At 44.0% G+C, this 21,343-nt stretch carries 13 protein-coding genes; all 13 read right to left on the reverse strand.

The window, feature by feature from the left end; translation table 11 throughout:
* Positions 1 to 12 precede the first annotated feature (12 nt).
* Entirely contained in the window at positions 13 to 1,116 is a 1,104-nt protein-coding gene (locus CEF13_RS23900; protein ID WP_102714647.1) for an alanine racemase, read from the reverse strand.
* On the reverse strand, positions 1,113 to 1,511 hold the full coding sequence (locus tag CEF13_RS23905; RefSeq protein WP_102714649.1) for a Rid family detoxifying hydrolase: 399 nt from the start codon (positions 1,509 to 1,511) through the stop codon (positions 1,113 to 1,115). Before CEF13_RS23905 ends, CEF13_RS23900 begins: the two co-directional genes overlap by 4 nt.
* Positions 1,511 to 2,812, reverse strand: a complete 1,302-nt coding sequence (locus CEF13_RS23910; protein WP_102714651.1) for a M20/M25/M40 family metallo-hydrolase — start codon at positions 2,810 to 2,812, stop codon at positions 1,511 to 1,513. The genes CEF13_RS23905 and CEF13_RS23910 overlap by 1 nt, the downstream gene beginning before the upstream one ends.
* 125 nt (positions 2,813 to 2,937) lie before the next feature.
* Positions 2,938 to 3,822: an SMP-30/gluconolactonase/LRE family protein gene (locus CEF13_RS23915; RefSeq protein ID WP_102714653.1), complete on the reverse strand. Its 885-nt coding sequence runs from the start codon at positions 3,820 to 3,822 to the stop codon at positions 2,938 to 2,940.
* 11 nt (positions 3,823 to 3,833) lie between these two features.
* The gene (locus tag CEF13_RS23920; RefSeq protein ID WP_102714655.1) at positions 3,834 to 4,700 is read right to left on the reverse strand and encodes a fumarylacetoacetate hydrolase family protein; all 867 of its coding nucleotides are present in this window, start codon (positions 4,698 to 4,700) and stop codon (positions 3,834 to 3,836) included.
* Between the two features lie 29 nt (positions 4,701 to 4,729).
* Positions 4,730 to 5,734, reverse strand: a complete 1,005-nt coding sequence (locus CEF13_RS23925; RefSeq protein WP_243864742.1) for a galactitol-1-phosphate 5-dehydrogenase — start codon at positions 5,732 to 5,734, stop codon at positions 4,730 to 4,732.
* 46 nt (positions 5,735 to 5,780) lie between these two features.
* Complete coding sequence (gene melA, locus CEF13_RS23930; RefSeq protein ID WP_102714657.1) at positions 5,781 to 7,091, reverse strand: alpha-galactosidase; 1,311 nt, start codon at positions 7,089 to 7,091, stop codon at positions 5,781 to 5,783.
* A 40-nt stretch (positions 7,092 to 7,131) separates the two neighbouring features.
* Positions 7,132 to 8,016: a carbohydrate ABC transporter permease gene (locus CEF13_RS23935; protein ID WP_102714659.1), complete on the reverse strand. Its 885-nt coding sequence runs from the start codon at positions 8,014 to 8,016 to the stop codon at positions 7,132 to 7,134.
* A gap of 23 nt (positions 8,017 to 8,039) precedes the next feature.
* The gene (locus tag CEF13_RS23940; protein ID WP_102714661.1) at positions 8,040 to 8,984 is read right to left on the reverse strand and encodes an ABC transporter permease; all 945 of its coding nucleotides are present in this window, start codon (positions 8,982 to 8,984) and stop codon (positions 8,040 to 8,042) included.
* An 86-nt stretch (positions 8,985 to 9,070) separates the two neighbouring features.
* Positions 9,071 to 10,702 (reverse strand): extracellular solute-binding protein, encoded by a 1,632-nt coding sequence (locus CEF13_RS23945; protein WP_166742898.1) that lies wholly within the window; start codon positions 10,700 to 10,702, stop codon positions 9,071 to 9,073.
* Positions 10,703 to 11,162: 460 nt separating this feature from the next.
* The gene (locus CEF13_RS23950) at positions 11,163 to 11,636 is read right to left on the reverse strand and encodes an S-layer homology domain-containing protein (RefSeq protein ID WP_341806396.1); all 474 of its coding nucleotides are present in this window, start codon (positions 11,634 to 11,636) and stop codon (positions 11,163 to 11,165) included.
* A gap of 113 nt (positions 11,637 to 11,749) precedes the next feature.
* Entirely contained in the window at positions 11,750 to 19,150 is a 7,401-nt protein-coding gene (locus tag CEF13_RS23955; RefSeq protein WP_102714667.1) for an S-layer homology domain-containing protein, read from the reverse strand.
* Positions 19,151 to 19,351: 201 nt separating this feature from the next.
* Positions 19,352 to 21,238 (reverse strand): beta-N-acetylhexosaminidase, encoded by a 1,887-nt coding sequence (locus tag CEF13_RS23960; protein WP_102714669.1) that lies wholly within the window; start codon positions 21,236 to 21,238, stop codon positions 19,352 to 19,354.
* Positions 21,239 to 21,343: the final 105 nt, after the last annotated feature.

The following is a 21,343-nucleotide window of genomic DNA, read 5'->3' on the forward strand; positions in this document are numbered from 1 at the left end:
CCATGTCGCTTGTTATCTTACTTTTCCTCTTCCTAACACTGGCCAGATCGCTATAACCTCATCATTCCTTACCGCTGCAACCTCATCAAACATATTGACAACCGCACAGCAATGTATCGGGATAATTTCAAGCGTATCGCCAACAGTCAGATGCTGTTCCTCCACTGGGAGACACAACATTCCGTGTTCTTCCGTAAACCAGGAGACCTGAATGCCGGGATGATTCACGACATATCCTCTTCCTGTGCCTAGAGGAGAATCGGAGCCGTCCATCGTAAAAACCTTTGTTCCTGCATCGATCACCGCGCGATCCCGAGATGGTCGACTTACAATCGTTACTTTCACGGTTAAGGCACAGTCTTGAAGCTCATGAACACCCATGCTAACTTGCATTAAATCTCCAAAAATATAAGTGCCAGGTCTTATTTCTGTTATTCCAGGGACGTTGGATACGAATCGAGATGTTGGCGTAGATCCTACGCTCACCATATCTACATTCAAACCGCGCGCTCGCAGCAATTCCGCTGTTTGAACAGCTGCAGTTCCTTCCTCGCTTGCCACTTGCCGAATACCATCGATATCAACAGCGTCATAGGAGTGTCCGGCGAATGTCATAAGACCGCGAAATTGAATGCCCGGCAAGACGGCAATTTTCTCTGCTAACTCCAATACCGCTTCTCTGGGCGGAACGCCGACCCGCTTAAATCCGGAGTCCATTTCTACAATCATTCCTATCGACACTTCCTGATCCTCGCTGAATCGATTCGATATCGCCAAGGCCGTCTCATAACAGTCGACAGCTACAGTCACCTTCACTTGTTTGGCAATTCTGAAAAGTCTATCGATCTTTTGCCGACCTACGATTGGATAAGCGATCAGTATATCGGAAATTCCGGATGCTGCCATCACTTCCGCTTCGCCCAGCTTTGCTACCGTAATTCCAATCGCTCCAGCAGCGATTTGTTTATAAGCCAAAATAGGAAGCTTATGCGTTTTCGCATGAGGCCTTAATCCAATTCCCGCCTCATTGGCCGTTTTTTGCATCATCTCTATATTTCGTTCGACTTTGTTCATATCAATGACGACATATGGTGTGTCTAATTCTTCCTTCTTCATAATCGGCCTTCTTGCACTTTGCTAGGCAGTAAAGCAATGGCATCGATTTCTACCAAAATGTTGCCAAGTCCCACTTCTACGCATGTTCTTGCCGGCATCGGCTGGTTGAAAAATGAAGTATACACGCTATTGAAACGATCAAAATGATCCAGGTCAGCAAGGAATACAGTCACTTTCACGACATTGTCCATCGTACATCCGGCTGCTTCTATAATATTTTTAATATTTGACATCGTCAGTTCCGTCTGTTCCTCAATGGTTTCTCCGATGATTTGACCCGTTTCCGGATCAAGCGGCCCTTGACCGGAGACGTAGACGAAATCCCCAGCGATAATCCCCTGTGAATAGGGTCCGTTACCGGATGATGCATTAGATGTTCGAATTGCAATTCTCATTAAGAATTTCCTCCGTTCTCCAGATAACCGCACCAATGCAAAATCGTTAGTGAATATACCTGAACAAGTTTTAAAAACTCAGGGATTGCAATGTATTCATCCGGTGCATGCGCATTGGCACCAACCGGTCCCAAAATAATGGCGGGTGTGTCCGTATACAAATTAAACATAAAGGAGTCGCATGCAAACGGAGCGCCTGAAATCTCACCATATGTGTGAGTAGTCACTTCCCTAGTAATATCGGACAGCATCCCGATTAACGGGAAGCTTGGATCGATCTGGGCACCTGGCAGAAATCGGATTACTTTATTAAACTTCGGTTCATTCCATTTCGGATACTCTTCTTTGTACTTGGCGCGGAAACCATCTATAATTTCCTTCTGCAGATCGTCCTCAGTTACGCCCGGATGGCATTCCACCCATATATCTACATGACATTCGGATGGTCCAGTATCACATAGAGGCGCGGTCATATCCCCTGCTTCCAATCGGGTAACAATAACCGGAAGAATACGATCATTCTCAAAATAAGGTGCAGGTCCGCTCATCTGCTGACGCTCTGCTTCGAATTCTTCCAAATATACGATAAACTTTGCCAAAATAGTTGTTGGATTTATTATCTTCTCACCGCTGAAGGACATTCCGGTATCACCTGTAAACGTTACCCGCCATAGTGCTCCGCCGTGAGTCCCTGGACATATCGCCATATTGGTAGGCTCAGGTACGATAGCTGCATCAGGATTATAACCTCTTATTCGGCTTGCTAACGTTCCGTTCGCCCCACCGAATTCCTCATCGACGACTGACTCGACCAGTACGTCCCCCTTTAGCTCAAAGCTCAGTTCTTGAATGCAGCGAATCGCCATAATGGAAGCAACTAGTCCGCCCTTCATATCGAAAGTGCCTAATCCATAAAGCTTTCCTTCCTCGATGACCGATTCCCACGGATTTTTTTCCCAACCGGAGGCCGCAACCGTTGTATCCATGTGACTGGAGAAAATAAGCGATTTCCCCCCGCCAGATCCTTTCAAAGTTGCCACAACATTCGGCCGATCCGAATAATCCTTTCCTGGGAAGTAGCCCGGATGTTCCTTCAACCCAAGCACTTCCTCCGGCGTGAATACATCAACGTCCAGCTCCATATCCTTTAGTACTTGTGATAGAAACAATTGTGCTTCTTTCTCTGTACCCGTCATAATATGGTTTACAGTATTAAAGGAAACAAGATCTTGAACCAGCTTTAGAATGCGGCTTTCGTTATTTTCAACCCATGATTGAATGGACAGCTTAAGTTCGTTCAACTTGAAAACCTCCTATCCATTTTATTGGCAGAGTCTCATTCATATTCAAGTTCTAAATAAAGAATTATTATTCTGTATATAGAACTAATCTGAATATACCATCGTAATTCCGAAACGTCAATGACTCATATTCGTTTTTGACGTAACGCGTGTGATGGAACTCCCTTTACCGCAGTTTTCACACAAAACAATCCGCCGGCAATTGGTTCATTCTCCAACTGCTCAGCACTCATGTTCTCACGTGCGGTCGTAATGTACAGCTCATCCAAATTAGGACCACCGAAAGCGCAGGCCGACACTTTCCCTGTCGGAACCGATATGGTATCCAGCAGCTCTCCTGTAGCGGGATTCCAGCGGTTAACCCGATATCCATCCCAAAGTGCTACCCAAATCATCCCCTCCGCATCTATGGTCATACCGTCGGGATAAACATTTTCATTCGATAAGTCGACGATTATGCTGCGATTCGAAATATCCGCCAATTCAATATCATAATCGAAAGCGACCACTTGCTTTGACCCGGAATCGATATAATACATCTTTTTGTTATCCAAACTCCAGGCGATTCCATTGGAACAAGCGATATCACCTAAAACTGTTTTGACGTTTCCGTTCAAATCCAGGCAATACAAGGAACCGCTCCGTCCAGAACCATCCATACTCATCGTACCTGCCCAAAACCGGCCCGCAGCATCACATTTACCATCGTTAAAACGATTATTTGGCCGATCCCGCTCGGGATCGGCAATAGGTGTAAGTTTTCCGTTATCCAGTTCCAAAGAGAAAAAGCCATTCTCCGTAGTTAATGCCACGCGGCCCATGAAATAAGGTACGACCGTGGAAATTTGCTGGCCTATTGGAATTACCTGATCTTGCTTACGAGCAGGATCGTAGATATGAAGGTTTTCTCCAAGAATATCGACCCAATATAGAACCTGCTGCTCTGCATCCCAAATTGGACCTTCTCCCAGCTCAGCTCTGGCATCAATAACCAGTTTGCAATCGTACATCGATATACCTCCTAGTTGCCAGCAACGAATACATTTCTCAGCGTTCCGATTCCATCAACAGACGCCTCCGTGACATCTCCCTCTTTCAACCAAACCTGAGGATTTCTTCCCATTCCAACACCGTGTGGAGTTCCGGTACTAATAATGTCGCCCGGCTGCAAAGTGATTGTTTTGGACAGGAAAGAAAGAAGAAACGGAATTTTAAAAATCAATTCCTTTGTGTTTGAGCTTTGCATCACTTCACCGTTAAGCGTAAGGGAGACGTTCAAATTTTGCGGATCTGCTATCTCATCAGCCGTCACGATCCAAGGGCCGACAGGTGCGAATGTATCGATTGTTTTGCCGCGCGTCCATTGGCCTTCGCCTAGCTGTATATCACGTGCGCTTACATCATTGACGATGGTATATCCGAATATATAGTCAGCGGCTTCATGCTCGCTTATGTTTTTTGCGGTCTTCCCAACAATAAATGCCAGTTCGACTTCATAATCACATTGCTTTACTTCTTGAGGAATAACAACTTCCTCTTCATTGGCAATAATGCAGTTATTAAATTTAGGAAATAAAATTGGAACCTTCGGGACGGCCATATTAGACTCTCGCGCATGATCATGGTAGTTTAATCCGATGCAAATGAATTTTTCTGGATCGCTCAAAGGAGAAAGCAACTTGATTTGATCCATATCATATGTTTTTTCGGCAGCGTAGAGCAGTTTCTCAACATTTCTCCGCTCATCTTCAGAACTTCCAATTCTGCGAATAAAATCGCGCATCGACCCTGCCGTCTGCAGTTCTACGCAATAGGCTTCCCCAACTACTGCACCAACCCTTAATTTGTTTGACGTATCCTGCTTATCTATAAATTGTATTAGTTTCATATCTGATAGCGCCTCCCCATATTATTAATCTAACGTAATGTGAGCATAATTTTGGCGACCTTGCCGGGTCCGGATATAAGTTTATCGAAACATGCTGCTCCTTCTTCGATGGGTGCATGTATTGTCCATGGCAGTAGATTAATTCTGTTTTCGGTAATCCATTGCAACGCCGTTTCAAAATCGATAGGAGTATTGGAAAAAGCACCATACATCTTAATCTCGTTGCGAATGGCCACATTCACTGGAAGCTTCGACTCATTCTGGTGGAGACCGGAGAATACTACACTTCCACCTGGTCTAACGTAATCCATGCACTGAACACGTGTAACTTCCATGCCGACCGCATCCACTGCCGCATCAAAGGATCCTGCCTTCACATTCTCTAAGCTCGTAATTGCCGTGCCTCCCAATTCCTTCACGATTTCTAAGCGTTCCGGACTAATATCTACAATAGTAATATTTCTCAAGCCATAAACTTGGGCAGCCTGCAGAATAAACAGTCCGATGGGCCCGGCGCCAATAATCAGTAGCTGATCTGTCGGATCAAGCTTGAGTAAACGGCATACGTGAACGGCTACGGCAAATGGCTCAGCTAGAGCGCCATTATCAAAGCTAACATGGTCTTCAAGTAAGTAAACATTGCTCTCTGGAACGGCAATATATTCCGCGAATGCCCCAGACCGATGCGCTCCCAACAAACTTCGCTCAGCACATAGCTGCGCTGATCCCGTCGTACAATAACGACATTGTCCGCAAGAAAGCAACGGATTCACCGTTACCCGATCATCCGACTTGAATCTTCTAACATCGCTTCCTGTCGAGGCAATAATGCCAGAAAACTCATGGCCCATAACAAGAGGCGGTTTGCGTAAGGAATTATGACCGAGATAACCGCTTAACTCTGATCCGCAAATTCCAACACGTTCTACTCGGATAAGCACCTCATCCGATCTTACATCCGGTATAGACAATTCCCTTATGTTCATCAGCTTTGGCCCTTCATAGACCAGCGCTTTCATCCGTTTCCCGCTCATACTGCTCCCCCTCTCATGAAGAGTCAAATTGCTTACATATCGATCTTTATTGGAAGTTCGGAAGCCATGCTTTATTAGCCTCGAATAGTTCATCGACCATCGCGTGAATTTCCGCTAAACTTAAAACCGCTGAGGTTAATGGGTCCATGCAAATGGCTTGGAACACTTTACGCTTATCACCGGTAAGCGATGCTTCCACAGCTAACGATTCACTGCGAGCATGGGTGTTGGCAAGAATGGCCAAATGCTCCGGCATATTTCCGACCTTTATTGGATCGAATCCGTGTTTTGAAGCCAGAATAGGTACTTCTACATTACTTCCATTCGGTAAATTATCAATATATCCGCGGTTTTCTATATTTCCGTTAAATGTGAAGAGCGTTCCATCTCCCAGTATGGCATTCAAAATATACGAGGCGTATTCCGTGCTTCTTGTCAAATCGATAGGATCCTCTAAATTGGCTTTCAGTTCATCTTTCCATGTTTCCTCTTGGGCTAAATATTCATGTAAAATATAAGCATGCTCCCCCGGATTCCAGCCTGTTCCATGAGTACAATATTTCTCTATTAAATCAGGTCTTTTTCTAAACCAGGCGTTATATTCGGAATTATGTCCGCTAGACTCGGTAACATAATAATCTAAATGAAGAAACATTTCGTTACGGACCAGCTCTTCATTATAAACCACCGGATTTTCCATTAGCTTTCTAAGCTGCGGATAAGCATCATTGCCGTTCCATTTGAATTCCGTATAAAATGCCAAGTGATTAATTCCAAAGCATGTATACGAAATTTCGTCAATTGGAGCTTCAAGCCAGCGTGCAAGCATTTCTGCTGTATGCTGTACGCTATGGCACAATCCTACAATGTTCACATTTGTAGAATCCTCCACTGCCTTGCAGAGCATCGTCATCGGGTTGGTGTAATTGAGAAAGATCGCATTAGGACAATGCTTCTCAATATCTTTTGCGATATCGACCATGACAGGAATCGTTCTCAATGCTCGGAATATACCTGCGGGTCCTCTAGTATCACCTACATTAATATCAACACCATATTTTTTTGGAATTTCTATATCATGTCTGAACGTTTGCACACCACCTACTAAAATCGTACAAATAACTGCATCAGCTCCCTGCAAAGCTTCAGCCCGATTCATAGTTGCTTCCACCTTAGCCGGAAAATTACCAACTTTGATGATCCGCTCTACTACTTTTTTGACGACTTCCAATCGATCCCCGTCAATATCCATTAACGTGATCGTACTTTCTGCCAACGAAGGAAATGATAAAATATCCGTTACTAGCTTTCTTGTAAACCCGATGCTGCCTGCCCCGATAAATGTGAATTTTGACATGACGTATTTCCCTCCAAATAGTTTTTAATATTGCGAGCTTTTAACCCTTGACGCTTCCTAATACAATCCCTTTGACAAAATACTTTTGCAAGAACGGATAAACTACCAATATTGGCAGCGCTCCAAGGAAAACCTGCGCCGATTTAAGCGTTTGTTCATTCAACGATTTAATTAAGTCCTTACTTGCGCCTCTCATAAACTGCTGATCCATCTTTACAATAATGGTTTGCATATAGCTTTGCAGAGGATAATTTTCTGGCGTATTCATATAGATCAATCCATCAAACCAACTGTTCCAATGAGTGACGATTGAAAATAGCGTTAATGTAGCGATGGCCGGCAGAGACGCTGGAAGAAATATTTTGAACAAAATACTAAAATGACCTGCTCCATCCATAAAAGCCGATTCTTCAAGCTCTCTCGGAATGCCACGGAAAAAATTCAGCAATAGCACAACACTGAAGACTTGTACCGCTCCCGGCAATACCAGCGCCCAGATCGTATCTATAATTCCAACATAGTAAATAATGATGTAACCAGGAATCAATCCGCCGCTAAAAAAAATTGTAAATACGAAAAACCAGGCAAATATTGATCGAGGACGGAATGATCGAACTTCTTTGGATAACGGGTATGCCGTTAGCACAACGATCAACATATTAATGAGAACTCCAAGCACAACACGCTTTACCGTTATACCCATCGATGTTAAAAATTGCGACTTGGATAAGACTAACTGGTATGAGGCGAACGTAAAATCGACTGGCCAAAACTTGATATTTCCAGTAGCAACAGCTGCCTTGGAGCTTAACGAAATGGCCAGAACATGACATATAGGAAGCAAACAAGTCAAAGTGATCAAGGTCAAGAAAATGTAGTTTGCAATTACAAAAATCCGCGAACCGATCGTTTTATCCGCAACCATGGTACCATCCTCCTGCCTAAGTTTTAAAAAATCCGGTAATTGGCCAATCGGTAGGCAAGGTAATAAGAAAGTGAAACCATGACTAACGACACCATAGATTTGAATAACCCCACTGCTGCAGCAAAAGAGTATTGACCATTAATTAATCCGATTCTGTAAACATACGTATCGATGATATCACCGGTCTTATAAAGAGCCGGGCCGTAGAGCATTAACACTTGCTCAAACCCCGCATTTAAAATATCTCCCAAGCTCAACGTTGCAACGAGGATAATGATCGGAAACATCCCAGGGAGCGTTATATTCCATATTTGTTTCCATCGGTTAGCCCCATCGATTGCTCCCGCCTCATGCAATGTAGGATCCACATTGGTAATAGCAGCTAGAAAAACAATCGTATTGAACCCCATGTTTTTCCAAGTGTCAGAAGCGACCAATACATACGGGAATATCGAAGGCTTGCCTAAAAAAAGGATCGGTTCAACACCGAACAAACCTAAAAACTGATTTACAATTCCATCGATAGACAATAATTGAAATAAAATACCTCCCAGTATAACCCAAGATAAGAAGTAGGGAGCGTAAATAACGACTTGGATAAATCTTTTGTACCATTGCTTCATTACTTCATTGAGGAGAATCGCTATCGTAACTGGAAGTAACAACCCCGCCGCGATCTTCATCATTGCAATGAAAAACGTATTCCATAAAACATTTCTGAAATCTGGAAGCTGTACCATGAACTTGAAATGTTCCAACCCTACCCATTTCGAATCAAAAAAACCAGACGAAGGAACGAAGTTCTGAAAAGCCATAATAATTCCAAACATGGAACCATATGAAAAAATGAGCACCAATATGATCCCGGGAACTAACATAAAATAGAGAGGTATCTCTCGTCTAAATTGTGTAGAACCAATACCTTTCAGACGAGTATTATTTTGTTGATTTAGTTTAGTAACAGCCATATCCCACCCCTGAGATCCAAGTTTTCTACCTACCCGCTTTGTCATAGGCAGGTAGAAGACTGAAATATTTAAACCCCGGTTATTTCCTATTTTCTAGATTTATACCAATCGTTGACCTCTTTTGTAATATCGTCTCCGCCCTGTTTCTTCCACTGCTCAACAAAAGTATCGAATTTGTTAATATCTGCCCCGTTAACGATACTAATGAAAGCATCCTCGAACAACTTATTCAGATTCGCCTGTTTCGTATTCATCGTAACAGTCGGAGTACCGAAGAACTCGTTGTTGATCCATTGGAAACTATCATATAAACCGAGTGACCCATCAATACCGTATTCAAGACTCACTCCCCAAAACTCGTCATTGCCGTTGTTATAATCTTCGATCATATTGTATAGCACTTGCTCTCCAGGATGAAGCTTCGAAGCATCCCCTGATTTTAATGCTTTTTCAATTGATTGCATAAATACAATATTTTTTCCCCAAGGTTGAGCATCGCCAGGAGCCAGTTTCCACAGATTGCTGTTATCCGGATCAGCCTGTGGATTTTCTCCCCAATAAAAGTCTGCAACCAAATTCAACATTTTGATCAATGCCTCAGGATTGGAGTGCCCCTTCTTTAGAACATATAGTCCTGTCAAAGAAACTGTATTTTGCAAATGCAAGGCCGGTTGGCCATCAACGGACATGAATTTGAATGCCTTCCATTCCGCTTCCGGATCATTATCTTTAACGAGCTGCAATGGCCATTCCGGCGCCCACCATTGCCCAAAGTGAATTCCGACTCTGCCATTGATAAGATCCTGACGTGCCTTTTCCCCATCATCGCCGAGGGTCCACTCATTACTGATAAGGCCTTCTTTCTTCAAATTTTGCAAACTTTGCAAAGCCGCCTTCACTTCTGGTTGTATGTTGCCATTAACTAGATTTCCATTCGCGTCTTTAAGCCAAGCATTAGGATAAGCATGATATGCCGCAAATAGCCCACTTAGGCTATACATATCCCATGATTCTGTTCCAGCTTGGAAGCCGTAATTTTTGGTAGGATTCATCGCTTTAAATGCTTCAGCAATCGCAATGACGTCTTGGAATGTTTTTGGCTCCGGAATATTCAGCTTCTTCAGCCAATCCGTTCTAATCCAAGTCATAAAACCTTCTTCTGCTGGTCTTTGCAGGTTAGGAAGGAAATACAGTCTGCCATTTCTCTTAAGCGGCTCAAGCGCTTCGTCCGGCATAAGCTGTTTGACTAGCGGCGAGGCATACTCCTCGAAGAGGTCGGTAAGATCCTCAGCAATGCCTGCTTGAATAAGTTGATCTACTTGAATCATTTCTTCTTCGGATACTGTGAACAAATCCGGCAGATCATTTGTAACGATAAGTGCATTGACCTTCTGGGTGAATTCTTGCCCTTTTGGCATTGCTAGCGTCACGTCAAGCTTAATACCTAACTTTTCTTCAACAAGCCTTGTCCATTGATTATCTTTAGTCGATTGTCCGTCAGGGAACACAACGTCCGCATCGACTCTTCCGACTGCGAAGGTCATTTTTATAGGCGGATCGTACTTATCTCCTGAACTGGAACTTTCGGTTGTCGAACTATTATTAGGTGTAGCCTGAGGTTTTGATGTGTTGCTTGGTTTATCTGTTCCGTTACTGCAAGCTGCTATCAAAAGCATAAACATCATAGTTAACAACAAATTAGTAGTGAGTTTTTTCATTCTCATCTCCCCTTCATTCCCCTTTGCTTATAAGTGAAGTAATCAATGTCGCAAATGATGTTGCTTTACTTTGAGTCCTTCGAATGCGCTTTCAAAATATTGATTTATTTCCTGCAGTAACGTATCACCTCCCAAACATCGTCTAAATTTCATCTTTTCTCTTATCTCGCACTAGTTATGTAAGCGTATTCTAATTTGAGAAAATATCATATTAACTTATAATGTCCACTCGTGATATAAGTTCGTTATGTTGAATTTGATTTCTGAATTACGAATCATTATTAATAAATTATCACATACCTTGAATATAATCAAGTGAAACAAAAGATAATTCCACATGCCGAACTTACTTTTATGGAATATCAGAATATAAACCTCTTGTATTTTCCACCAAATATTAAAGAAAACAACGCAGGTGCGCTTCTTTGCCGGCCCGCATTGTTTCCCCAACTTTGCTGCGTTACTTATTATTCAACTCTAGTGCACCTAGCAATACCGTTACAGCTTCTGCTCTTGTCCCTGTGCCGTTCGGAACAAAACGATTGCCTCCGCGGCCTTGAATGATTCCCGCTTCTGCTAATGCCTTAACTGCTGCTTTCGCCCACGCTGGAATATCGCTATCGTCGGCATAGCTGGTTGTCTCAGCGTTATCCAACGTAATGCCAAGTGCTCTTGAGAGCATCGTTATCATTTCGGAACGGCTTATTTTTGCATTCGGCCTAAAGCTACCATCCGTGTACCCTGTAATGATACCTGCTTCAACCGCACACGCAATGGCTTGTTGCGCCCGTATACCAATATTATCCAGTTCAATGAAGTTGATTCCAGCTCCAGCCCCTTGCAGTTCCAATGCGCGTGCCAGCATGACTGCGAACTCAGCGCGTGTGACACCCGCATTCGGCTTGAACGTACCATTCGGATAACCGTTCACAATTCCTTTAGCTTACCTCCCATAGATATGTATTGTATCTATTGCAATAGGCTCTTAGAAATAAAGCAACGCGGTCCGGGCGGTTCAGCCAGTTCCGCGTTGCCTAAATTACTGTGTTACTTGTTATTCAGCTCTAGCGCGCCTAGCAATACGGTTACTGCTTCTGCTCGAGTCGCTGAGCCGTTCGGAACAAATCGATTGCCGCCGCGACCTTGGATAATACCAGCCTCTGCAGATGCCTTAACCGCTGCTTTCGCCCACAACGGAATGTCGGCGTCATCAGCAAAACTAGTCGCTCCGGCGTTATCTAGCGCATAGCCGAGTGCTCTTGTGACCATCGTCATCATTTCAGCGCGGCTAATTTTCGCATTCGGCCTAAAGCTTCCATCTGTATACCCTGTAATAATGCCCGCTTCTACTGCCTGCGCAATAGCTAGCTGCGCCCACTTGCCAATGCTTCCTTGGTCTGTGAAACTCAGTTTAGCTCCAGCCCCTTGCAGGTTTAATGTACGTGCAAGCATGACTGCGAATTCAGCGCGGGTGACGTCACCGTCCGGCTTGAACGTACCGTTCGGATATCCATTCACAATGCCTTTAGTCACTGCCAGCTCGATATTAGCCTTAGCCCAATGACTTGAGATGTCACTTAACGTTTCGGATGCAACCTTCTTGTCAACTGCAAATACGGCAAATTTCGTGAAGTGATCTACTTCTACAGAAATTTTGTCTCCGTTGATCTTTCCGCCGATTTCCACCCAAACTTTCATTACTTCATCATAATAGAATACAGATGCCTTTTGGTTATCGTTCAACTTGTTCGCATCGAACGCAAAGGTCAACGTAATCGCTTTGATGAAGTTGCCCGAGAAGTTTTTCAATATTTCAAATATCGGACTAAGTAGCATCTGTTGCGCGGTTACAAGTTTCATGCCATCCAATACTTTTTCTACGGTCAATTTCAGCTCTTGACTGGTTGCGCCCGCAGGTATCGTAATTATGATCGCCTCGCCCAATTGGGTCGTGCCGCCGCTTCCAGCAGGTAGTGTCAATCTGCCTTCCCCAGCGGGAGGTGCAACGATGACCTTATCTCCGCTATCCTGATCCACATTCGGTGCTGCCGCACGTTTCACGATAATCGTATAGGTTTTTTCTGTGCCATTCTGTGCGGTGACTACAATTGCGATCGTATTTTCTCCTACGTTCAGGTTGATCACATTGGCCGTACCACTCGTATATTCCGTTCCATTCACCGAGATCGTTGCATGCTCCTCTGCAGCTTCCGCAATAAGCTCGACGGAAGATACGGAGTGGCTTACGTCTATAGTATAGTTTTGATTTGATAAACTAAACGGTGTGTTCCAGGTTCCCGCAGTGAGCGTCAAGCTGTCAAGATCAGCGTTGGAACTAAACGGCGACCCTTCGTTTCCACCCAAATACGCATCATAATCAAAAGTTCTAACATGGAACGATGTTCCCGGTGTAACGATAAATACTTGGGTTGGATCATGCGGATTCATCTCCACATCTCTGACATAAGGCCATGACAGACCTTCATTCACTTGATGCCATGTCTCGCCTCCATCAACCGTCAGCCATGCGCCGCTAGATTCCGGAATGCCTCCAGCGATCCATACATTGCTTGACCCGACGATGATGATGTTCTCATCTTGCGGATTGACGTCAAATCCTCTGACGAACTCATCTTCGAAGATCAGCTCCCAAGTTTCGCCGCGATCCGTACTGCGATACAATCCAGGAGAATTGTAAGGCGTCCAGTCATCATTCTGGTAAGGGCCAACGGCTACAAATACATGCTCAGAATTTTGTCTGGAAACAATAATTTTCTGAATCCCTTCAAATTCGATACCGCCAATTCTCTCCCACGTTGCTCCGGCATCCGCGGAACGGAAAAATCCATCTGAGCCGCCTGCGTATACGTAGTTGCCATTCGTTGGATCAACCGCTGTTGCAGCCGTGCGATCGGGATTCACATCCCATGTTTCATTACCGTCATACTCATATGCTTCCTTGTCTGTTGCCTCTCTCATATCCAAAACCTTACTCCAGGTTACTCCGTCGTCAGTACTCTTAAATACAACATCATCCGCAACAACATACAAGGTACGATTATTTATCGGGCTTGTTCTATCGAGAGACAGGCCACGTATCGCTGCACCGTTCTGATAGTTATTCCACCTTGGAGTATCTGACTTTGGAAGGCCTGAATGCGATTCAATCCAAGAGCCGTTTGCTCCATATTCCGTACTTTTCACGAGAATCTGATCGATATAGTATCCGCCCAGTCCGGCCCATACCACATTTTCGCGATCCGGATCCGCCAAAATGGCTTGTGCTTGGCCGCCAATCCCTTTCCAATCACTTACGAATTGTGCTTGGTTCGCGTGCTGGAAGAACCTTCCGTTGTCCATGCTTCTCCAAAAACCAATATCGGAGTTACCCGTATAGATAATATTTGGATTCGCTTCGCTGATTTTCAACGTTAAGGATACGACGTTGCTTACCCCTGTTGTAGAATACCAATCTCCATGTTCATCTGTGCGTTTATTCGAGCTCGCTGACTTAAAGTGTCTAGCTCCATCGTCAGACATAAATACCCATTGGGAATCGACCCAGAAATACACATCCGGATTCGCCATGGAAGCGGCAATCGTCTTAACGTAAGCAGGGGACGTAGAGTAATAGTGATGAATTGCCCCTAATTCAAATGTGCCTGGAGTTGATGCTTCAGCGATAAGCTCAAACCCGTTAGCTGCATTAGCTGAACTATACTCATACACTTTTGGATAATTTCTTGTCTGGGCGCTTGGCTGAGTATCAGACCAACCTCGGATATCGAATAGTCTCACAATGGAATGGTTATCGACTGCTTTCACCTTGACGATACCGAAAGTATCCATTAGTTTCTCCCATGACCAAGTACCGTTATTGAACGTTCCTTTATAAACTCCTGTTCCCGGAAGAGTCCGGTTGCTTCTGTTGCCCTTGGAAACATACAGAACATTCGGATCTATAGGATCTAGTTCAAAATCCGATACATACCTCATAAACAGAGGCTCAGTTAAGTCTCCTGACTTTTGATAGGCCGTTCTGTACTCGCCGCTCGAATGAAGAATAAATTTCTGCTGTCCGTCTACATCATATAGCGGTAAACCAAGACCAGCAGCGCCGCTATTTGCCGGGTTAGTGTGCATATCGCCAGCTACAAGCTCCCAATCTACTCCACCGTTCACAGATTTATAAATGGCGCTCTTCGGTCCTTCCCAATACAATCCAGTCTCTTCTGTAAATTGATCTGGCTGAGAAAGGATGTAGAGGCTATTCGGATTCGTATAGTCGACTACAATTTTTTGCACCCTCATGTTTTCATTAAACTTTACGAGATTGCCTTCATCGTCGTAATCATTCAGGAATGCTTTTACCGGCGACCATGTTTCTCCTCTGTCTGTCGTTTTGAAGATAACCGCATCGGTTCCTTCCCAGTTATGGTGAGCAGCCACGTATCCGATATTCGGATTTGATTTCGAGAAGGTCATCGCTGTAAAATACAACAGTGCGCCCTCTTCTAATGGCTCTTCCGCCCACTGGTCATGCACATCTCCGAGCGGATCTTTATACTTCGTACCGATTTCACCCGGCTTCAAATCTCTAACGACTTTAAATGTACCCGTGCGTTCGAACGGATCCCAATCTTCCGATAGAATTGGATAGAATTGATGTCCGCCATCGTTGCTCTTGTACATAATATCCTCCGCACCAACGAAAAGGACATTGGCGTCGTCTGGTATATAACCTACCATGCTTGTATGATTATGATAGATAAGACCATTCCAATAGCCTCTGTTCTCCCATGTTTTACCGTTATCATAGCTGAGATAAGGTCCTGAAAGATCAGATCCCGCTACGGCAATACCGTATGGATACTTTTCACTTGAAGGCCCTGCGCCAACGGAGAAAAACGCCCCGCCCGCACCAGGCTCTACCATTTTCCAAACGTCAGACTTTTGATAATCGGTAGAAATCTCTTTCGCGCGTTTGATGATAATCTGGTAGATTTTCTTCATTCCGCTCTCTGCCGTTACTGTAATGGCAATGGTATTGCTTCCTACTGACAAATCGATTTGTCCGTCTCCTGCGACCGTGGCCTTAGCGTCCGCAGCTGCTGCTGCAATAGTTACAGAAGCTTTACTGTACGGAACATCCATCGCGTAGCTCAATAGATTGGCTTCAAACTCGTTTACTGTCACTCCATCCACTGTAAGGGCTTTCAGATCAGCGTTTGTCGAAAGTATCGGTTCTTCCGGCTGTTCAGACCTCTGCAGCTCCGGATATCCGCTCTGACCCATTACCCACCTGCTGGTAAAATCCCAACCAACGTACGTTGCTTGCTGCTTCATATCTGCAGTCATTTTACCTACGCCGCAGCTCTCGATCAAATTGTCGACACTGCATGCTTTAGCTGTTTGTCCTGCTGTTTCGGCATTCCAGTACGAATTGATAATTTTTCCTGCAGCTAGTTCCGAGATAAAGCCTCCGACAAAAGCTCCAGGTGAAGATACGGTACCAGTAAAATAAGTGGTATTGATCTGAAGATCGACTGCGCTAGAGCTACTTTGCATGCGTCCAATCAACCCACCGACCCTATTGTTTCCAACAACATTAGCATGTACATAACTATTGTAGATGCTTACTCGAACGTCACCGCCAATGCCTCCGGCGTTTGACGATGTTGCATTGATTTTACCAGTAACAAAACTGTTTCGAATTTCACCGTCGCCGTCCATGTAGCCTACAAGGCCGCCGACGTAGTTTTTACCTTTCACATCAACGTTCGTCAATCCAACGTTTTGAATCGATCCTCCCCAAGTTACATAGCCGAGGAGGCTCGCGAAATCAGTATCGGATCGATCAACCTTTAAACCATTAATCACATGCCCATTGCCATCAATTTTTCCAATAAACCTTGATTTGTCTACACCAATCGGCATCCATCCCTTGCCGTCTCCATCATCAAAATTATTTAAATCAATGTCCGCCGTCAATTTATAATATGCACTCTTATCCATGCGGATTTTATTAAGTTCTTGTGCTGTCTTAATTTTATACGGATTGTCGTAAGTCCCTGCACCGGACATCAGCGGCTCCCCACGGATGATATTAAGCGCATAGTTCTGAGTATTTATTTTATCCGCTGCCATCACATTAATCGTTATACTGTTTTCTCCAACCTTCAAATCCATTTCACCGATAATTTTAACTTCTGCTTTCTCATCCATCGTCATCGTTTCCACATCTGCGTAAGAAATACTGTATGGCACGATAACATCATAAGTAAATCTGCCTGGCGAGAAGCCGCTTACTGGAGATCCATTTAGTTTAATCTCGGATAAATTCGCATTGGTTGATGCAGGCGGCACCGATCCGCTTAGCAGTGGATAATCTTTGCCTTCATCTATTTGCCATACGAAAGTGAAATCCCAATTCACGTAAGTTGCTTTCTTCTTCAAACCAGCTGTCGTTTTACCTTCACCACCACCGGCACTAGCCACCTGTCCCGAGGTAAGAATATCCCAGTAAGAGCTACTGGCACTTCCCGTATTAATTCCGATTAAACCTCCTACATTAGAGGTTCCTACCACTTTACCAGTAGAATACGTGTTGAAGGCAGAGGACGTAAAGCTTCCAACTAACCCCCCGACTTTATCAGTGCCCGTTACATTGACTCGAGCAAAGCTGTCGGAGATAGGTACTTTGACCTCTCCCCCAATTCCACCAACATTACTGGTTCCAATGACCTCGCCTGTAGCGTAGCTGTTTTTGATCGAACCATCGCCGCTCTGATAGGACACCAGTGCACCAACAAAGTTCCTGCCCTCGATATGCACGTTTTCTAAAGCAACGTTTTTAATTTTTGCCGAATTTCCTGTGTAACCAAAAAGAGCACTATGATCACTAGTGGGACGTTTTATTGTAAGTCCATTAATGATAAAACCATTACCATCGAATCCGCCTGAAAAACGATTACTGCCCGTTGGATCAATAGGCATCCAACCTTTGCCGTCTCCCGCATCAAAAAACGTTAAGTCAAGATTGCCGCCAAGTTTGTATTGAGCGGCCGGTTTATTCCTTATGTTATAGAGATCTTGTGCTGTCATAACGACGTATGGATCTTCCACTGATCCAGACCCTTGCATGACCGCACCTGGGTCTGGCTTCAGTATTCTGGATTTAATCGTAAACGAATCTCCTAATTCGCCGGAGTTGCATTTAATGCTTTCTGCGCTGATAGATGGTCCGCAAACAAAATTTCCTTGAATTTCATCGTCTTTGAAATCCAGCTTCAAAGCGCCAAAATGGTAGAATCGTTCGGCCGACCATGATGGAGGCGTACAGTTTTTAAATTTGCATTCCGTGTCTTTCTCACTCGAGAGCGTTGACCCACCGGTACCGACGACGACATGGAGTACGCCGAATGTTTTTTCAGGAACGGTACGCTCATAGTGGTGATCATGAGCAATCAGATTTAGAACGAACTTTGGATACTTCTTCGCCAACACTTCCATAAGATCGGCCAGATCAGGATTACTCCCGTGATACCCGCTGGAATACGTCGGTCTATGCCCAAAGGTAACGACAAATTTAATTTTGTTGTCTGTTTCTGCTTGAGCCATAATTACAGCGGCTTCTTCTGTCCATTTGGACCATGAAGTATTACCAAAAGGTTCTGGAAATGCAATAAAACGCGTATTTCCATAATCGAACCAATACCAGTCTCCCGGGACCCCATACGTAGGCGTGCTGCTGCTCATCCCTTTGTCAACTTGTGCATTGGGCAAGTTGAAACGGCCTTTATAGTTCGTCAAGTCATCGTGTGCACTTTGCCACTCATGGTTCCCCCAGTTAGGCATATAAGGCGTTTCTCTGCTCCAAACCATAACATCATTAAAATGTGCGCTAACCGAGGCTAGGCCTTCCTGATCGCCATAGGTGAAATCTCCTAGTCCTAAGTAAAGATCGGCATTTAAAGAGGCGATGAGATTATTCATAAGCCCGGCATTCTGAAACCGAATGGCAGCGCCAACATCCCCTGTTGTTACTATTGAAAAGCCTGAACTGCCGGCAACCGGCGCTGTTCTAAACGTATAATCCTTGCTGTCGTCAATTGTATAATGGTAGGTTGTATTGGGTTTCAATCCAGTTAATTTTGCTTCACGAAACATTCCATCCACTGGGTATCTCGGTTTTATGATTGGGTCCCCAGCTTTAACAGATTGCCCATATGTGGCTGTTTCTCCAAATTGAATTGTAGCGGGACCGTATACCCAGTCAAAAGTAACCGAGTCCGGGCCGGTTATCGTGTAATGAATCTGCTCTGCCGGCTTCGCATCAGTTGCCTCGGCGACAGAGCGTAAGCCTGGTGGCACAAAATTAAGCGAGCTTGCAAGAAGCATGAAGCTTAAAGTAACTCTTAAAAAAAAGCGTGACAGACGTTTCTTCATTTGTACAAACACCTCCAAGTTTGATTTGAAAATCGTTAGTTAATAATAATGTGAAGTAAAATTCGATAAATCTTGGGCAGTTCATCCCTCAATTAATCAACATCGCCATCTGTAAGCGCATACAATAAATTTTCTATACAAGAATCCTCCTTGTTGGTTTACGAAGGCTGATTCTTGTATAGAGTATCTGGTGAGTTTCTATTACTGAAACATTCTGCTAGCAGAGGGGATTCTGCTGTAGCTGGTAATCATTGGGAGATTATCTGTGAACGGATAAGCCAAACGTTTTTCCTCCAGCTCCTCGATCATCGTTATATTCCCTGCTAAATAGCTCTCAATTCTAGCGATTGTAGTATCGATGTTTGCAAGCAAAGCTCCATAGCGTAGGTCAAGAATTTCCCAGCCTAGAGGCTTATTCGTTTTATACCAGAAATCCCGATGATAAAGTCGCAAGTCTTTGACTAACTCTTCCAAATGGGCAAGCGTACTCTTGGCAATCCTGTGCAGCTCATCGCTATCTTGGCATTTGTAAGCATTTGTAATCTGTATTCCGAGCTCAGCTTTAATCGAAAGTATGGTGCACACTTTATCCAATAGGACGAATATATGATCGAATTCGCCATTGCGACCGATGGCATCTCTCATTCGTTCCGCTGTTTTCGCATAATGCTGATTCAGATTAAGACCTTCTATGTTTTTATCAAATAGTCCTGATAATAGATTTTGCCATAATAAATATTTAGATGGATTACACATGTTCGGATTGTCTGGAGATGTACCCGGAACTTCATCCAAATATTTGATGGCCATATAATCATCGTAATTGCCTCCTGTGCAAAACTTAAATCGCTTCTTCAACTTTTCCTCATCGAGCACCTTTGCATAACCATGCTCCGCGTACAACTGCCAACCGAGCATTGCGGAGAATATGTTATTTTCTGTTCCATCATCTCCCCAATGGGTGGCGAACACCTCTTTGATCCCTTTGATTTTGCACCCTTCTAGCAAAGCATTGGATGCTCTGAAGGCGAGGCCGTAATTAACCCCGAATCCGAGCCAGTTCTGAAGCCCGCCTGCTACGACCGTATGCGAGCCGAGAGCAGCATGCTTGTCAATAATCGCTTCATAGAACGGCACATCATCCCGGTTATATTCCCAGAAATTCATCTGCATCCCATCTGGAATCGCTTTTACTATCTCCTCAGGAATTTCTGCTCCTGGATCATAGTTGTTTCCGTAGCCGGCTAACTGTGGCGTTCGGAAGTACATATCACTGAACATCAGAGGGACTAATCCATGCCGTTCTGTTATCTTAATCACATGATTGACATGTTCCGTCATTATTTCGAACTTGCTTTTCAATCCGTTTCGAGGTAAATATTCACCCAACCCTAGGCGCCACGCTTCGTCCAAACCGAGATGTATACGCTTACTCCTGAATGGGGACGTGACTGTAGTTATTAACCTCTCAATGAAGTCGTATGTCTTCGGTTCTCCCACTAGAAGCGTTGCTTCGTCTTCTCTCACTTCATTAAATGCAGGCCATTTCATCACTTCCTGCATATGTGCCAAGGTTTGGATAACTGGAATGACTTCGATGCCAAGAGCATGAGCATAGTCATCAATCTCTTTCAAATCCTCGTATGTATATTTCCCTCTCATGTATCCAAAGAATGGCTCGCTCTCCACCGTAAAGCTATCTTCCATATATGGCAAAAACCAATTTAGTCCCATCATCGACATTCGTGTAAGTATTTCTTTTATCGTATCCAGGTTCATTACAGCATTCCCCTGCGAAACATCAAAAAATAAACCATTGTTCGTAAATTGCGGCTCCTCCACAATTTCAAATTGTTCCTTCTCCTGGCATTCTTCCAAAAACAATCCAAGCCCACGAAAAAAATGGATATTGTCCGAATAAGTAATTGAAGCATCAGTTTTCGTTTTTACAACTTTTAATTTGCTATTATGAATATTATTCAAATGTAACAGAAATCCATCCTGCTCAACCGTAAAATTATACTTCTCCGAGATCCATTTAATACCTTGCTCCAAGTGAGATACATCGCCGGAAAACTGAATCTTCATTTTTTATCCTCGCCTCCGAATGAATCGTTTGTAATGTTAACCCATGATTCTGTATTACGAATTGTTGTTTACAAATTAACATATATTTGATAGATAATCAAGAAA

This window comes from Paenibacillus castaneae (assembly GCF_002884445.1).
GTDB lineage: Bacteria > Bacillota > Bacilli > Paenibacillales > Paenibacillaceae > Pristimantibacillus > Pristimantibacillus castaneae.

What these genes read in the sequence shown, in the direction of transcription:
- CEF13_RS23925 (WP_243864742.1), bottom strand. Translation starts at nt 5,734, where the DNA reads ATGAGCGGGAAACGGATGAAAGCGCTGGTCTATGAAGGGCCAAAGCTG.
- CEF13_RS23920 (WP_102714655.1), bottom strand. Translation starts at nt 4,700, where the DNA reads ATGAAACTAATACAATTTATAGATAAGCAGGATACGTCAAACAAATTA.
- CEF13_RS23955 (WP_102714667.1), bottom strand. Translation starts at nt 19,150, where the DNA reads ATGAAGAAACGTCTGTCACGCTTTTTTTTAAGAGTTACTTTAAGCTTC.
- CEF13_RS23900 (WP_102714647.1), bottom strand. Translation starts at nt 1,116, where the DNA reads ATGAAGAAGGAAGAATTAGACACACCATATGTCGTCATTGATATGAAC.
- CEF13_RS23960 (WP_102714669.1), bottom strand. Translation starts at nt 21,238, where the DNA reads ATGAAGATTCAGTTTTCCGGCGATGTATCTCACTTGGAGCAAGGTATT.
- melA (WP_102714657.1), bottom strand. Translation starts at nt 7,091, where the DNA reads ATGTCAAAATTCACATTTATCGGGGCAGGCAGCATCGGGTTTACAAGA.
- CEF13_RS23935 (WP_102714659.1), bottom strand. Translation starts at nt 8,016, where the DNA reads ATGGTTGCGGATAAAACGATCGGTTCGCGGATTTTTGTAATTGCAAAC.
- CEF13_RS23905 (WP_102714649.1), bottom strand. Translation starts at nt 1,511, where the DNA reads ATGAGAATTGCAATTCGAACATCTAATGCATCATCCGGTAACGGACCC.
- CEF13_RS23940 (WP_102714661.1), bottom strand. Translation starts at nt 8,984, where the DNA reads ATGGCTGTTACTAAACTAAATCAACAAAATAATACTCGTCTGAAAGGT.
- CEF13_RS23915 (WP_102714653.1), bottom strand. Translation starts at nt 3,822, where the DNA reads ATGTACGATTGCAAACTGGTTATTGATGCCAGAGCTGAGCTGGGAGAA.
- CEF13_RS23945 (WP_166742898.1), bottom strand. Translation starts at nt 10,702, where the DNA reads ATGAAAAAACTCACTACTAATTTGTTGTTAACTATGATGTTTATGCTT.